At 38.4% G+C, this 16,953-nt stretch carries 12 protein-coding genes; 3 read left to right on the top strand and 9 right to left on the bottom strand.

From position 1 onward, the window contains the following. Nucleotides 1-59 precede the first annotated feature (59 nt). The 9 genes from FQV37_RS04235 to FQV37_RS04195 form a co-directional block, all read right to left on the bottom strand. Nucleotides 60-1,037, bottom strand: a complete 978-nt coding sequence (locus FQV37_RS04235) for a DHH family phosphoesterase (RefSeq protein WP_160021426.1) — start codon at nucleotides 1,035-1,037, stop codon at nucleotides 60-62. Between the two features lie 11 nt (nucleotides 1,038-1,048). Then, the gene (gene cysC, locus FQV37_RS04230; protein WP_160021425.1) at nucleotides 1,049-1,651 is read right to left on the bottom strand and encodes an adenylyl-sulfate kinase; all 603 of its coding nucleotides are present in this window, start codon (nucleotides 1,649-1,651) and stop codon (nucleotides 1,049-1,051) included. Between the two features lie 64 nt (nucleotides 1,652-1,715). Beyond that, on the bottom strand, nucleotides 1,716-3,443 hold the full coding sequence (locus FQV37_RS04225) for an SLC13 family permease (RefSeq protein ID WP_160021424.1): 1,728 nt from the start codon (nucleotides 3,441-3,443) through the stop codon (nucleotides 1,716-1,718). Nucleotides 3,444-3,505: 62 nt separating this feature from the next. After that, complete coding sequence (locus tag FQV37_RS04220; RefSeq protein ID WP_160021423.1) at nucleotides 3,506-4,948, bottom strand: mannose-1-phosphate guanylyltransferase/mannose-6-phosphate isomerase; 1,443 nt, start codon at nucleotides 4,946-4,948, stop codon at nucleotides 3,506-3,508. 205 nt (nucleotides 4,949-5,153) lie between these two features. Further along, nucleotides 5,154-5,255, bottom strand: coding sequence for a hypothetical protein (locus FQV37_RS04215; RefSeq protein WP_167514295.1), 102 nt, complete (start codon nucleotides 5,253-5,255; stop codon nucleotides 5,154-5,156). Nucleotides 5,256-5,581: 326 nt separating this feature from the next. Beyond that, on the bottom strand, nucleotides 5,582-6,643 hold the full coding sequence (locus FQV37_RS04210; RefSeq protein ID WP_160021422.1) for a hypothetical protein: 1,062 nt from the start codon (nucleotides 6,641-6,643) through the stop codon (nucleotides 5,582-5,584). A gap of 140 nt (nucleotides 6,644-6,783) precedes the next feature. Further along, complete coding sequence (locus FQV37_RS04205) at nucleotides 6,784-7,434, bottom strand: glycosyltransferase family 32 protein (RefSeq protein ID WP_160021421.1); 651 nt, start codon at nucleotides 7,432-7,434, stop codon at nucleotides 6,784-6,786. 222 nt (nucleotides 7,435-7,656) lie between these two features. Continuing rightward, the gene (locus FQV37_RS04200; RefSeq protein WP_160021420.1) at nucleotides 7,657-8,391 is read right to left on the bottom strand and encodes a sulfotransferase family 2 domain-containing protein; all 735 of its coding nucleotides are present in this window, start codon (nucleotides 8,389-8,391) and stop codon (nucleotides 7,657-7,659) included. Between the two features lie 3 nt (nucleotides 8,392-8,394). Then, nucleotides 8,395-11,097 carry a glycosyltransferase gene (locus FQV37_RS04195; protein ID WP_160021419.1) on the bottom strand — a complete coding sequence of 901 codons (2,703 nt, stop codon included), beginning with the start codon at nucleotides 11,095-11,097 and terminating at the stop codon, nucleotides 8,395-8,397. 369 nt (nucleotides 11,098-11,466) lie between these two features. Between FQV37_RS04195 and FQV37_RS04190 the strand changes: the two genes are divergently transcribed. The 3 genes from FQV37_RS04190 to FQV37_RS04180 are packed head-to-tail and all read left to right on the top strand — an operon-like array spanning nucleotide 11,467 to nucleotide 16,952. Continuing rightward, nucleotides 11,467-12,252 (top strand): sulfotransferase family 2 domain-containing protein, encoded by a 786-nt coding sequence (locus FQV37_RS04190; RefSeq protein WP_160021418.1) that lies wholly within the window; start codon nucleotides 11,467-11,469, stop codon nucleotides 12,250-12,252. 51 nt (nucleotides 12,253-12,303) lie between these two features. Beyond that, nucleotides 12,304-15,993 (top strand): rhamnan synthesis F family protein, encoded by a 3,690-nt coding sequence (locus FQV37_RS04185; RefSeq protein ID WP_160021417.1) that lies wholly within the window; start codon nucleotides 12,304-12,306, stop codon nucleotides 15,991-15,993. Then, a complete protein-coding gene (locus FQV37_RS04180) occupies nucleotides 15,993-16,952 on the top strand; it encodes a hypothetical protein (RefSeq protein ID WP_160021416.1) in 960 nt (319 codons plus the stop codon). Before FQV37_RS04185 ends, FQV37_RS04180 begins: the two co-directional genes overlap by 1 nt. Nucleotide 16,953 lies beyond the last annotated feature (1 nt).

Below are 16,953 nucleotides of genomic sequence, written 5' to 3'. Positions count from 1 at the left end.
ATTTTTGTCTTTTTTTGAGTAAGCATACTTGCTTCATAATGAGATAATAGTATTTATATCTACGTATAGTACTTGCGCACTACTTCTACAAATTTATTTAAATCATTCTTTGGTAGTGCGTTGATTCCTGCAGCCCCTTCACGACCACCTCCAGTATTAAACTGACTGCATATAGTGCTTGCACCATAAGGATTATTTTTAGGTGCTCTTAGGCTTATTGCATATGAACCTTTAGCGTTATCAGTTACGATTACGACAGGCTTGCCTGGATTGGTCGCTGCTAACTGGTTACCATAGGTACCACTGATTCTACGAGCCCAGGGAGCGTCCTCTAGTATTACTACAATAAGGTCGTCATCAACCAACTGTTCACTGGCATCAGCTTTTGCAATGTCAGCTTCATAGCCCTGCTTGAGCAGCTGATACGGAGATTCTGAATCATTGACGACCTCTAATGGGTTATCATAATTCACTAATCGTTGGTACAAATCTGCGGGATCAAAGTACAAGTCAGCAACCGAGTTACCATAACCATTGTAGTTGACTAAAATGCCTAGTTCTTTTAGCTGCTCACATTGTGTTTGAGTTAACCCTAAACGTTTGACATGTTCACTAGCAACACTGTCTAAGCCATCACCATAAATCGCAGCCAATGCCCATAATACATTTTTATCATTCAACATATTATTAACCAATAGCCCTGTACATACTGTGGGCTCGGTATTAATGACTGTCATTAAATTCTTATGCTCAAACAGCTTATCAGCTTTATGATGATCACAATAGAATAATGACTGGCAATGCTCTAAGACTCGCTTTACATCTTTGTCGTTTTTATCAAATGATACATCTAATACGGTGATCTGAGCATCATTTGCGAGGTTTTCATCAATCTTACTAACTAAAGCAATATCACGTTTTACACCAGTAATGAGTATTTGCTTATCATAAGCAGTGATAGGATGCGATTTCCTCAATTGTATTAAAGAAAAGATTCCATCAGCATCACCATTAAATACATCTATATACTTACTCATTAGTGAGCTGCCTATTTGATAAACTGATTATTGAGCAAGTAGTCCACTACTTGACTGGCACATTGTTCGATGTCATCACAATTGGTCGATAGATGGATACTTGGAGCAAGTGGTGATTCATATGGTGAATCAATCCCTGTAAAGTTTTTGATCATACCATCACGTGCCTTCTGATAAAGACCTTTAGGATCACGCTTTTCACAGGTTTCGAGTGGCGCGTCAACAAAGACCTCAATGAAACGTTCATCACCGATCAATGCTTTTGCTTGCAACCTATCAGCTCTGAAAGGTGAGATGAAAGCTGTGCTTACGATGAGTCCGGCATCCAAAAAAAGGTTACTGACTTCAGATATACGGCGAATATTCTCTACCCGGTCTACATCACTAAATCCTAAGTCTTTATTTAGACCATGGCGCACATTATCACCATCTAGCAGATAGGTAGTATAGCCCTTATCAAACAGCAATCTATCTACAGCGTTCGCCACAGTCGATTTTCCAGAACCTGAAAGCCCTGTATACCATAGTATGCAAGGTTTAGAACCTATTTTCTCTTGTCTCTCTTCAGGACACACACCTGCATCATGCCATACAATATTGGTAGCCTTACTCATACTTCATCCTTAGTTTCAATAAAATTTCTAATACAACTATTAATTAAGTCTATTTAGTGGGTGTTTAAAATGGATAAATGATAGGAATCATAATAACACAGACTAAAGTGTACACTACGGTGATCAATCCACCCACTTTTACAAAGTCTTTTATCTTATAAAGTCCTGTGTTATATACCATCAGATTAGTCTGATAACCAAAAGGACTAATAAAAGAGCAAGAGGCTCCAAAGCACACTGCCAATATCAATGGAAAAGCATTGACATCCATACCAATCGCTAAGCTATAGGCTATTGGAAACATCAAAGCAGCGGCCGCATTATTGGTCAAAAGCTCAGTTATCATGATTGTAAGAACCATCACGCCCAGTAATGTCCATACAGGTGCATAACCTGACAAGCTATTAGCAGCGAAGCTAGCTATCTGTCCATCCATGCCTACAGCTTGCATCGCGTTTGCTAAACTCAGTGCACTGACTACAATCAGCCAAATACTCACAGGAAAATGACGTTTTATTTCGTCGACACTAATACAACCTGTAAATAATAAAGCCGCAAATAAAAACAGTGATAAATCAAATAGCGATCTGCCCGTGACGACTGAGCCAATAATCATCGCTACAAAACCTACCATGACAAGTTTTTCGCGCCAGCCTGAAATCATATTATCTGGCGTGACTCCTGATAGTATGTAAAAGTTTTTGCGTAAATTGTCACGGCTGGCGAAGTCAGTACCTGTCGCTAGTAGCAATAAATCACCTGCTCGTAAGTGCACTTCTCCCAACTTACCACTGACCTGCTCCCCCTCGCGACGTATCGCCACGACAGCAGCATCGAACTTTGCTCTAAATCCCGTCTCTTTTAAGCTTTTTCCGACCAAGTTAGAGTCTTGCTTAATAGCAACCTCTGTCAGCTCTTGAGTTAACAATCCAGTTTTATGAGCAAAAAGCTTCAGTCCATCAAACTGATCCAACACTTGTATTTTTTTTACATTACCGCTGAACAGTAGCTTGTCCCCAGCCCTCAGCATTTGAGAGTGTGAAACAGGCCTAACTAACCGGTCGCTGCGTATGATTTCTACTAAAAACAAATCGACTAGGTTTCGCAGACCTGCCTCTTCCACTGTTTTACCGACTAAGCTTGAAGTGCTTTCTAATTTTGCTTCTACAAAATACTCCTCAACATCCTCTTCAACCATCTCTTTTTTGGGTAACATAAGACTGGTGAAATAAAGAACAATAGCACCCAGCAAAAAGACAATGAGTCCGATTGGGGTTAAATCAAAAAATCCGATAGCGTCATGACCTTGCTTCACCCACATACTATTAACGACTAAGTTAGTAGAGGTACCTATCAGTGTCATCGTACCGCCTAACGTTGCAGCAAAGCACATAGGTAGCAGTACTCGAGCAGTATTCACTTGCGGGTTTTTTTGTATGCTGCTTATCATCGCAGCTACCACAGCTGTATTGTTTAATAACGCTGAGGATATGCCTGAGAAGCTAATGGTGCGTACTATCGATGAACGTTCAGATTTAGAAAACAATGAGCGAGTAAGCTGTGTAAGGATACTGGTCTTCTCTAATGCATATGCAATAAGGATTAACAACACCAACGTTGCTAATCCTTCGTTTGCTGCATTACCGAGTAATGTCTCGCTGTCCACCCACCCTAATGCAAATATCAAGACAAGCACACTGCCAAAAATGGCTGTAGTATGTTGTTGAAACTTGACAAGTAAAACAACTAAGCCAACTAAAATAATAGTTAGCAACCACATGGATAGGGTCATATAGGCTTTTATCCCAACCTAAAACAAAACTGTATATAATATCATAAACAATAGTTTATCTGTTAATGGTCATTCCGACCATAGATATCACTGAATCTGACAATATCATCCTCTCCAAGGTATGCACCAGACTGCACTTCAATGATCTCAAGCGGCACTTTACCTGGGTTTTCAAGAGAGTGTATCTCCCCTATTTCTATATAGATAGACTCATTCTCACGTAGTAGATGTTCAGTTAACTTGTCTTTATCAAACCCTTTTTTGACCAAAGCAGTACCACCTACGACCACCCAATGTTCCGCTCGATGATAATGCATTTGCACCGACAGCTTTTGTCCGGGTTTCACAGTGATACGTTTTACTTGGTAGCGGTTGCTACTATCCACACTATCAAACTGCCCCCAAGGTCTGTGTACCTCACGGTGATAAATGTATTCAGGGCGCTTCTCTTGTTTTAACGTGCTAACCAAATCTTTGACTTCCTGTGAGCAGTCGAGGTTTGCAACTAGTAAAGCATCATCTGTTTCTATGATCGCAACGTTATCAAGGCCAATGGTGGCAATCAGCTTTTTGTTTTCAGAACGAATGATACTATTGGTCGTTTTTATGGTGATGGTGTCAGCGTCGATAACATTGCCATCTTTATCTTTGTCTCGGTAGTCCCAAATAGCATTCCACGAGCCGAGATCATTCCAGTTGACATCGAGCTTGGCAACCAGACCTTTGTCAGTATGCTCCATAATGGCATAATCTAAAGAATCATCAGGACAACTGGCAAAAGCTGCTTCATCTATAGTATAAAAATCTGGATGAGTCTCATCAGCTGTGTAGGCAGCCTGACAAGCCTTTAAAATGGCAGGCTGATACTTTTCCATCTCCGCGACTAAAGTACTCGCTTTGAACATAAAAATACCGCTGTTCCACAGATAGTCGCCATGTTCTAAGTATTTATTTGCGGTCTCTAAGTCTGGTTTTTCTACAAACTGAGCAATCGCACGCAATTTGTTTTGGTTCTGCGCATTTATATGCGCGCCCATCTGAATATAACCGTAACCTGTCTCAGCTACAGTGGGAGTGATGCCAAACGTAATAATATGCCCAGACTCTGCATAAGAAAAACTCTGGTTAATGCTATCGAGCAAATCTTCGATATTGGCAATGGCATGATCAGAAGGTGACAACAATATGATACCGTCATCATGATGCGCTATGATATGTAATGCCGCTAATAATGCCGCCGGCGCGGTGTTTTTGCCCATGGGTTCAAGAATGATATCTGCTTCAACGCCGCTATCCGTAATAGCATCAGCAGCAAGGAACTTGTGATCTTGGCTACACAGTAATAAGTTACCCGCGATATCAATACCCGATAGCCTAGTCAGGGTATCGGCTATCATTGATTGATCACTGGCCAGATTAAAGAATTGTTTTGGATAGGCTTTACGAGATAGTGGCCATAGACGACTGCCAACACCACCAGCCATTACTGCATGGAATAACTTCATTACATAACCTTATTTAATTAGAGATAACTGTCTATTAAGTTTAGTCACTACCAAATAAATCTCGTATATAGAATTTATCACTGATATCTTTTATTTCATTGCCATGACTACGTCAGGATTTATTGTCATAATATCTTTTATAACAGGATCTACTGACTAAGTATTAAAATAATTTGTTTTGATTGATTAATCAATTGAAGTCTTTTTATTTTTTATCAATATCGACTGCCACAAATTCATTATTCTGAGCGAGCGACAGAGCGCTCGATATCCCTACATAACCTATGCCTACTACTGCAATCTTCATATTAAAGCTCTCTCAAGGAACTAAAAGATAGAGTTATGGCTTAACTTCACTCTTGTTCTAAAAAAATACCGATGTTCTAAATATTTATTTGTGGTTTTTAGGTCTATCCTTGCTCCAAACTGAGAATTCATACAAATTTTTTTGCTGATAACTATTTTTCAGTTAAAATGGATGAAATATATTTTATACTTTCATTAATATAAAAAAACTATCCGATACTATTGATTCATTGCTGAGTACATTAACCTTACATAGCTATTTTACAGTGACTTTACAAGGCAGAAGGCATTTACTATTAAAAATCTCAAAAACTCTTACTGCTTTAATCAGCGTGATTGATTGAGCTTATTTATATCTGTTAAATACTCAGAAAACTCTTTTGAAACATTTAAAAGATCTTTACTTGTATAAATAAAATGGTCTTTTTCTTTAGGATAACTATCGAAACTAGTGTCAAACAGTTGCTCGGTACTATTTCCTAATTCCAACAGTAGTTTATTATTAACTTTTTCAAAGAAACCATACCACTCACTTGCTTCGCTTTGAGTAGGTAAATAACCATTGCCACCATAATTTCTCTCTAAAAACTCAATTAAATGGCGTCTTTGTTTGTGAAGCCTTGGGTCTAACCCTTTAGGATTGATAGCGTTATAATATCTCAAGTATGACTGCCCAAGTGCATTCAATGATGGATTTGCTTTTGCAGGCATTAGCCACTGCGTACCATTTATTACATTTTCATGGAAACCTACTGCCTTTAAAAAATCTAACGTTAAGTCTTTTTTATAAAACTTATCTCGTTCAAATATGCGTACATCAATATAGTTCTTACCAAAAACCTCTGACCACTTAGAATACATCATATGATAATCAAACCTACCATTCACTGGATTCCTATAATTGAATGTAAATTCATGTACAGAACCAGCTTTCAAAGCTGTAGAGTATAGGCTAACTGCATATTTATCCTGCCGCCTGATATAAAGAACAACCTCAATAGTATCGAAAAATCTTTGAAGATATACTTTCAAGCGTGTAATTTCGTCTATACTAACGAGCCTAGAAGATAAATGTTCACTACTAAATATATAATTTTTATAAGTATTGTTATTATTAATTTCCTCCGATAACTGATCAAGAAAAACATTACGCCAAGTATTAAATGAATCAGCATCTTGAATTTCAAGTGCTTTTCTAGCATCATCTACATGATCCATGTCTAGCATAGCTGTAGCAAGCTTACGATGATTGAAATTTCTAGAAGATATAGCGGGAGCTATTGGAATATAACAATCATTATCTGAAAATATTCCTCTATTTTTTTGCAGAAAGCTCTGTATTGATGTAGTTCCAGACTTTTCAGTTCCAATATGTAAAACACATTTCAAAGCAGATACCTTTTATATTACTGTAGATACATTATAATTTAGGTTGTAGTTACAAAACTTTGGTTTAGATTAGAATTATAATACTTATATATTAGAGTTACTCTAAATAGTAACATGACCTTGAATGAAGTAGATAACCCCTATCTAAAATCATTATTATTGTAATAAGCATTTTCGATACTATTAATAGTTGTCCAGTGGTCGTTTTTTCTCTCATATAACTTATCTCCACTTATATACTTTAGGACATCTTGCTTCTTTAATACAACACAATTTTCATTACTAAGAACTTTATTAAAGTTAGCCGGTCCTGTTACATGGTAAGCTCTATAGTCATCTCTACGGGATATATTTCCCAATATGTTCTCAAATATAACTCTCAATAAGCTGTTATCTTTAGGTGTTAAAATCATACCATTGATGATAGACCCTGAATCTCTGCTAAAAACTATTAGCTTATTTATCTTAAATATTATCTCATTTAACGGTTTATGAGCTTTTTGAGATATATCCATGTACATGCCGCCATTAGCCAATAGATAAGCTATTCTAAATAAGTCTGACTGCATTGCTGGAACTTTTAAAACCTCAAAAGCATTTACAACTTCTCGGTTATAATTTTCTGTTAAGAAATCAATGGCTGACTCTCTATTATATAATTTGTAATTATAGTCAGGATATACTTCTACCCACGAACTACTTAGCTTTTTCAAATTCTCAGATATATTCCTATCTGACCAATACTGTACAATATTTTTTGGTATTTTTTGCTGTTCACTTATATTTGACATTCAAACCTCTTTTTAAAATAACATGACTGACTTGAAGATTAGTCTTTTTCGACATCAGAAAAATCATGTATGATCATACTAATATAAAAAAATACAGAGGAGCGATACTAATTTTTCTTATCCTCTTTCTGAATAGACATAGAAGACAATAAAGAAATCTATATATCACACAGCATAATATACATTTTATTTAGTATCGACTACAACTTCAGACGAGAAAAACTATCTATTATTATCAGACAAAAACTCATACAATTCTAAATCTTCTTTATTAGCAGCCATCAGCTTGTTATAAAGCTCATCACCCATACTCTCATGCAGGCTCTTTAGCTTTTCATCGATAGTCTTTGGCTGTCTTGACACATTCTTTCTCTCTGCTGTCAGATCTACCTCTAAACCATTATCTTTCAACAATGCCTCTAACCGTTTGATAGAGTTATCAAAATCCCCCACATCACCAACGAAAGGCAAAGCTTCGATGGCTTTTTTTGCATTCACAAGTCGCTGTGTAAGGCTGTTTCCTTTACCAAACATTCGGCTAAACTTTTCGACATGAAAATTGCGGCACTGATGATCATTAGGTATTGATAGGCGGGTCTCAATATAGCCACTGAGTGCCGTATTTCGAGCCAGAGTCGAGCCGAAGGTATCTGCACCTTGATCACGCTCAAACGAATAAGCAGATATAATACGATCGATGGGATGACGCATAAATATCACTGGGATAATAGTGACATTTTCGATTTCTGGTGGTGGCAAAAAAGCAGTATGCGATGAAAAACAAATGGCTTGCGGTTCGTCGATAATCCACTGCTTAAGTTGTTCTGCATTACTTTTAGGATCACTTGGGAACTCTCTAGTGACCCATAAATCACCAGGGAAGTTTCTGTTTAAAGTCGCATCCATCGAAGTGCCAGCATTCTTAAACAAGTGATAATGCAATATAACTGTTCTCATAAGTTACCCCGTATAAATACCAATATAATTGAATATTTTTTGCATCATCTCTACACCATGTTTGTAACTAAAGGATTCTTGCGCAATGATTTGAGAGTTTTCTGAACACTTATTCCATAGTTGTTCGTCATTGTAGAGCTGCAACACACCCTCAGCCAACCCTTGTTCCTCATCTTTAATCCAAGCACTGATTTTGTGATTTAGACCAGTAGCTTCCGCACCAACGCTTGTCAATACCTGAGGCACACCATAAGCCATAGCTTCTAACACTTTACCCTTGATACCAGCACCTGATAACAAAGGCGCCACGATAAGTCTATGATTATGGAATACATCATCTAGGTTTTCAGCAAAACCCACTATTTTAATATTGTCTGACTCAAGCATTTTAATTTGCTCAGGTACATGACTGCCATAGACATAAAATATAATGTTTGGGTTTGCTTTGGTAATCAAAGGCATCACTTTCATCGCAAAGAACTCAACAGCTTTTACGTTAGGATGGTGGCGATATCCCCCTAAGAAAGCGATACCCTCACGCTCTGCAAAGGACTTGCCCGCTGTTTTGGGTGAAAGCACCCAAGGGCATTTGAAAATATTATCTTGCTTCAATATATGCGATAAGATAACTGCGTGCTCTGTCTCATTATAGCTGAGCACAGCGTCTACCTTACCTAACACATCGAGCTCTCTGCCACGAGTTGCTAGCGCTTGCTCTAGCGTATACTCATTAGTTTTGCCAACTGTTCTTAACTCTCTTAAGAAGTGTAGGTCTGCATTATTGAAGATAATTTTCGCTTGAGTACGGGCGCGTATAGCGTCAAGATACTTTTCGGCAACTGAGAATCTGGTGATATAAATAGCATCGAACTCATTGATGCGTTTCTCAATAGCATCAAACACTGAGTTATAGAAAGGCGCATATAACACCTCAACCCCCATGCGTTGTAAGTCATGGGTTAGACTGCCCAAATGCGCCATGTTTTCAGGAACGAAAGTAACTTTAATGCCCAGTGCTTGTATTAGCTTAATCTCTTCTACCGCTGCATAACTACCAGCATCAGTGGTTGGATTGGGAGTGGCATAATCAATCATCAATACTCGGTGATCGATACCTCTATCTTTTTCGATGTCTGGGGCGACCCCTTGCTTGCCATTGTGTTTGTATTCTTGGAACCACTTAGACTTAAAGGTAGATTCATTGACCACTTGATAAGCTTTGAGCCCTTTAGTGACATCGGTACCATGGCTCTGCCCTTCAAAGTGCACCACACGAGACAGTGGACAGTAGATAGTCGTGTAGCCATGCTGACGAACTTTAAAGGCAATGTCTGTATCTTCATAATAACAAGGCACAAGCTCGGTACTAAACCCCCCTACCTGCTGCCAAACGGTTTTTGGTATACAAAGTGATGCACCTGATAAGTAATCTGCTTGACGGTTGTAGTTATACTTAGGCTCCGAAGCATTGCCGCCATTTCCATAGTTCCAAGGCTGACCACTGCCCCAAATAATTCCTCCGGCCTCTTGTAGAGTACCATTGGTATTCAGTAGCTTAGAACCCGTTAAGCCAACCTTATCATCTGTTTTGAAAGGAGCGATTAACTCATCTAGCCAATAGCTGGTTACTTCAGTATCATTGTTTAAAAAGACAATATAATCGCCTTTGGTATACTCGGCCGCATTATTACAGTTTAGTAAAAACCGCAAGTTGTCTTTACTTTTAACATGTACCACATTGTCTACAAAATCTTCTAAATCACTGGTTTCATCGCTAGAGTTATCATCTGCTACTAGCACCTCGTAGCTGGTTTTATTGAATGCTAAGATGATCGATGCAATACAATTGTAGGTGAGTTCAAACTTATTATAAGCAGGAATAATGATTGAGACATCCGGATTGTCATGCTTAGGTAATGTCAGTTTAGGGAATTTTTTCCTTCCCTGCCAGCCTTCAGCGATAACGTTATGCGCGGCGCCAACCACACTACTCTTTATCTGATTGTTCAAATTCAGCGCCAATGACTCATAACGGAACTGCGCTTGCTTGGATAACGCCATCATACCTTGGCTATTAGAAGAGCTCTTTAGATACTCCCAAGGCGTTAGGTTGTCTGCGAAATAAATATAATCTGACCATAAAAGGAAAGGAAAACCATCCACTCCTAGAGATATGAGCTTGCTGGTATTATCAAATAGAGCATGTGGTATATTAACCTTAAAAAAGTTTTCACCTTTATTCAGCATCACCGGTTGTCTATAAATAATACCCTCATTGTGGTATAACGAGATATTACTTTCACCTTCAAAACTCTCAGAGACGATGGTACAGTTCAATTCACTGGTTGGCAGCTTAAGCACGGCCCCCCAAAAATAACCGTTATGATATTCTAAGGTTGCTTTGCCACTTTTTTCTACTAAATTACCGTTAACATATAAATTGAGCTTAGAATCTGGTTTGAGTTTTGCATCTATATGGATTGGTAGCTGAAAGCCATTTGTGCCCTTTTCTGCTATACCCTTTTTGACTAAGTCCCCACGGAAAATTTCTGTGACACCTTTAGCTACTATTTGACCGTCGCTTGTCTCTATCATAATGGTAGATACATCATTGTTACTGTCTTTATCCAAACCCCAACCAAAGATAAAACCAGAATCAATTCTATCAATATATCCCATTACTTCATTTGCAGGTGCGACTGTCATATCGTTATATCCTCTACCATCTCATATAGCTTAGATTCAAAGACGAATCCAAGTAAAATTAAATTATTAAATTTTGCGGTTATCCATATTTGTAAAGTGCCAACCTGTAAGAAACTAGAGCATTTCTCAATTATTTCCTAAATAGCATCATCGGTCAGTTTGTTACACTAGTAAGTACTGAATGTATCATTATACATAAAACCCTATCCTAGGTACTAGGCATTTGCTAGGTTCTCCAGATATTCATACTCATTGTGAATATCTATTAACTTAACCCTAAGCTCAACAGATAATGCATTCGAATATTTCTTACTTAAAGTTCATGATATACTTTTATTAACTACATCTGAATAGAAATTATGGGGTTTTATGGACACTCATTTCCTACATCACGTTTTGCTACATCTGCATATTTTTAAAAATGCAGGTACCACCTTCGATCGTGCTTTATCAAAACTCTTTCAAGATCAAATGACTTCTTACGATACTGAAAATCCGGGTGCCCGTATTAGCATCGAACATCTAACTCAAATACAACAAGCTCATCCAGAATCTCGGGTCATTACATCACATCAAGTAGGGCTACCCGTACCTGTCTACTCAGGTGTAATATTCCATCCTGTCTTTTTCTTACGTAACCCTATAGAGCGTATCCAATCATGCTATCACTTCGAAAAAGACGTACAAAAGTTGATGAATGATGACGTTACGATGGAGATGTATGTTCGCCGAAATTTAAATAATCCAAAAATTAATGCATGCTTTGGAATACAACTTGCGACCATTGCAGACAACCGTTATATAAAGAACTGGAATCGTGATGAGCTGACTGACATCGTTGTCAATAGCGCATTAAATAACATGCAGACGGCTAGATGTTTTGGTTTAGTAGATCGTTTCGATGAATCTTTTGAATTCATTTGTCACCGTTTAGAGACTTACTTTCCTGAGCTTACAAAAAACATTAAACCTGCTCAGCAGAATATATCAGAAGCCTCCAAAAATATCGATGACAAAACCAAATATGTTCAAGACAACCTTTCCAAAGAGACTTATTCTAAGATGTTAGATGCGTTGAAGGGAGAAATTATTTTATATGAAACTGCTCAAAAAGTATTTGAGAACAGATACAACAAGTACTCAAAAAGAACCTAACTGAAAAGACAGACGGTCAACATAAAAAAACTGATAGGAGTGGTGATATAAATGTTCGTTTATAAATACAATAAACTCACTAAAAAGCAACTAGAAATAGTTCGCCAAATAAAAAATTCAAAATTATTTAATGAAATTTGGTATAAAGCCCATTATCCAGATGTTGTCGAAAACAATTTTCACCCTATCACTCATTATGTACTACATGGAAATGACGAAGGCCGTGACCCTAGTCCTCATTTTAATACCAATTTTTATAAAAAACATGCGGGTATCGCAGATGGCGTTAACAGTCTATACCACTATATAACGCACCCAGATAACCAAGAGTACGTGACTGAAAGCCAACTAGCACGTATCGACCAGGATATGACGCGACTTAAAAAAAGCAAGCTTTTTGATGCAGATTATTACTTGGACACCTATCCTGATGTCATCAATGCTGCAGTAGACCCTGCTCTACATTACCTGAATAACGGTTGGAAAGAAGGCCGAAACCCTTCTAAGCTTTTCGATACAGGGTTTTATTTGTCCAAGCATCCTGATATCAGACAAGCTGGTGTTAATCCGCTCATACATTTTCTTCTTCATGGCGTTCATGAAGGTCGACAAACGTCCCCTGCGATATTTCATCAAAACCTGTCTAAACTCCCTGCATCGTTGAGAGAGGATTATTTATTGGTTAAAAGTAGCAATACTTTTGATCCTCATTTTTATTTGAATAAATATCCAGATGTTCTAAATGCAGGAATGGACCCGCTTACCCATTACTTACAGTTTGGGTCTTTCGAAAATCGTGATCCGAGTGCCACTTTCAACAATCGCTATTATAAAGCTCAAATGACTCCTGATGAGGTTAAGACACTCAACCCTCTAGTCCATTATATAAAGATTGGTCAAACTCAAGGCTATTCTACCAATGCTTTGAGTCAAACCATCCCTCAAGCGTTGGCAACGGGGCACTTTTTTGATGTCGTGGCTCAGCCAGATGCGCCAGGTACTATCGCCGTTATGGCTCATATGTATTATCCAGAGCTTAGTGACACCTTTGTCAGATACTTAAATAACATACCCTACCCTTTTGATCTATTGGTATCCACCGATACTGCAGACAAAGCCATTATTTTAAAGAACACATTTAATAAAATTGATAACTTAGATACTCTAAACATTAAGGTACTACCTAATCGTGGTAGAGACATTGCTCCGATGGTTATTGGGTTTGCCAAAGAGATGCTAGAGTACGATTTTGCCTTGCATCTGCACTCCAAGAAGAGCCCCTATGGAAGCGCTTTATCAGGTTGGCTTGATTATAGTCTTGATAATTTACTACATAGCCCCGTCTATATAAGTCATCTGTTGGATAAACTGGCGGATAAGAAGAAAAATATTGGCGCCTTAACTGCCCTACCATTTCCAGCAATTGTAGAACACATGCACTGGGAAAGCATGTTGGATTATGGGAAGAGCACCCTGACCAAACTTGGCATAGATAACAACATACTCAGTCGCTTTGAGCTGCAATTTCCAGCAGGCTCTATGTTCTGGTTTAGACCAAAAGCAATGGCTCCCTTATTCTCAGGTAAATTAAGCTTAGAGGACTTTGAGACAGAAGATAGCCAGATGAACGCTACCTTAGCACACGTTATTGAAAGACTGTTTCTTTACATTGCTGCAGATAGTGGTTATGACTTTGAGGTTATTCGCCCTGCCAGTCCATTTGAAGGTGCTACGCCATTCTTACTCAGTCATCAACGCGATCGAGGTTACCAAATCTCTCATGTTGATGAACCAATGGTATCGATCATTGTACCTGTTTATAACGAGTGGTCTTATACAGCAGATTGTTTGGCCTCTATACTTGCCTTTACCAATCAAGATGAAACGCCATACGAGATTATATTAGCAGATGACTGCTCAACCGATGAGACAATCAACGCCAGCAATCATTTTAAAAACTTAATCATATCGCGCACACCAAAAAACCTAGGCTTCTCTGGTAACTGTAATCTAGGGGCAAGTAAAGCTCGTGGGAAATATCTTCTATTTTTAAATAATGACACCCAAGTTCAGCCTCATTGGCTCTCGAGCTTAACGTCTGTTTATGAGAAGTACCCAGAGACACTCATCACAGGATCAAAGTTAATTTATGCTGACGGTAGCCTACAAGAGGCAGGTGGTATTGTTTGGGAGAATGCAGGCGGCGCCAACTATGGCCGTAATGATGACACACCTAGTAAACCTGAATATTGTTATATCAAACCTTGCGACTATATTTCAGGCGCAGCCTTAATGGTCACCCACGAGTTTTGGGGAAAGGTTGGCGGTTTTGATAAGTTATTTGAACCCGCTTATTATGAAGACACTGACCTATGCATGCAGGCGAGAGATAATGGTGGTCAGGTAGTTCTGCAGCCAGCCTCCCAAGTAGTTCACTTTGAGGGCAAATCGCATGGTACAGACACAGGCTCAGGCATCAAAGCTTATCAAGTTATTAATAAACAGAATTTTTTCGAGAAATGGGAAGAAACCTTAGCTCGTGAGCATACTACTGGTGCGCATATTCTTAATGCGCGAGAGCGCAGTATAGACAAGCCTGTTATCGCCATTATTGACTATCTATTGCCCGAATACGATCGTCACGCAGGTGCTAGACATACCTTTAACTATATCGAGCTGCTACTAGATAAAGGCTATGTTGTGAAGTATCTTGCTTGCAAAGTAGAGAACTTAAGACAGTTACAATTTGCACGTGAGCTTGAGCAGATGGGTATAGAAACCTTTTACCCACCAGCACTCGGTGTAGAGTATGATTGGAATAACTGGCTGATTGGTACTAAAGGCTATGTGGACGCAGTTATATTAAATAGACCTCATGTGGCAGCATCTCATGTAGTAACGTGCCAAGAGCATCAAATACCAATGCTTTATTTTGTCCACGATATCCACTCTTTGCGTGAATACCGACAAGCGATCAATGCTGGAGATACAAAGCTAGCAGAGCTAATAAAACGAAATGAACCAAATGAAGTGAAGCTCATTGCCAGTATGGATTTTGCCTTTACGCCAAGCGAGTATGAAAAGCAGTATTTAAGAGATAAATATAAACTTGATAACGTGGGTGTCTTACCACTTTATATTAGCAAAGATATGAATCAGATCCCCACATATAATGAGGCACCAACTGGTCATGAAGTAACTTTTGTAGGTGGCATGAACCATAAACCAAATCAAGAAGCTGTTATTTGGTTGATAGAGTCGATATTGCCTCATATAAGTGACAATAGTATCATTATCAATATTGTCGGCCCAAACCCAAGTGATGAGATATACAAACTAAGTGAAAAACATCATAACGTTATTATTCACGGCGCGGTGTCTGATGATGAGTTAGATGCTATTTATCACCGCAGTCGTGTAATTGCTATACCTTTACTATCAGGCGCTGGTGTTAAAGGAAAGGTTATCGAAGGATTTAAGAATGGCATCCCTATTGTGTCGACAGCTATAGGCTTAGAAGGAATCAAAAATGTGGCAAGCATACTATCAGCTTACGACGAACCTGAACTATTTGCCGAGCAAATTGCTACTATCATGCAGATGAGTGATGAGCAATGGTTGCAGGCATCTACAAATATGCAAAACTTCTACCGTAGCAACTACTCATTTGATGCTGGCTGGCTGGCGCTTTTAGAAGGATTAAATAGAATATCCTTATCCCATCAAGAAGAAGGTCTGTAATGAAAAAGGTAATACTGCACATTGGGCGTCATAAATCTGGCACATCATCTCTACAAGGCTTTTTGCATACTAATAGCGATATTCTAAAAAACATGGGGGTTTTGTACCCTAATACTGGTCGAGGCAAACAGGTCGCACATCATCGTCTAGCTTCTTTCCTTGAAAGACCGGAACGCGATAGCAAAGAATATCAACAACTAAAAGCCCAACTAAAACGCGAGGTTAGAAACTTTGATAATATCATAATAAGCAGTGAAGGCTTTCAAAACTGTAGGGACTTAGACGGACTTCGCGATTTTTTTAGTGACTACCACTTGCATATTGTTGTGTACTTTCGTGAAATTTTAGACTACTTGCAAAGCGCTTATGCTCAAAGAGTACAAAACACTAATGAGTCTAGAGACTTCGAGCTTTATGCGGAACAGACTCAGCTCAATTATCAAGCCTTCTATAATAGGTGGGCAGAAATTGCAGACAGTATATCGGCACACTATTTTCATAGAAGCGCACTGAAGAATCAAGATATTATAGATGACTTTCTATCTATTTCAGGACTAGACTTGCAAAAACCAGAGAGTGGATTTAAGCAACTAGAAAGCGAATCAAATCCGTCTATAGGTGGCAATCTTTTATATTTTAAACTCCAGTATAATCGGCTTGGATACAGTTCAGATGCACCGCTATATCGAAGACTCTCAAAAATTGCTACGACTAACAAACCCCTCTTTGCAAATGGTTTTTTTATTGCTGATAGCGTCGCTACAAAATTACGTGAGTTATATCACGATAATAATCAATTCCTAAGTAACCGATGCACTACCTTAATAATGCGAGATTTCGCTGATAAACCAAAGTGTCCAAACACTGCTACTCTTGAGGAAGATTTAGAAACTATTATTCAGCTTATTCCTGAAAAAAAGCTGTTATTAAGTAAGTTTATTGACGAAAAGGTTGAGTAAA

It is taken from the genome of Psychrobacter nivimaris (genome assembly GCF_009812035.1).
Taxonomy (GTDB): domain Bacteria; phylum Pseudomonadota; class Gammaproteobacteria; order Pseudomonadales; family Moraxellaceae; genus Psychrobacter; species Psychrobacter nivimaris.
Note: the sequence above shows the minus strand (reverse complement) of the source record. Positions and strands in the feature narration are given on the sequence as shown.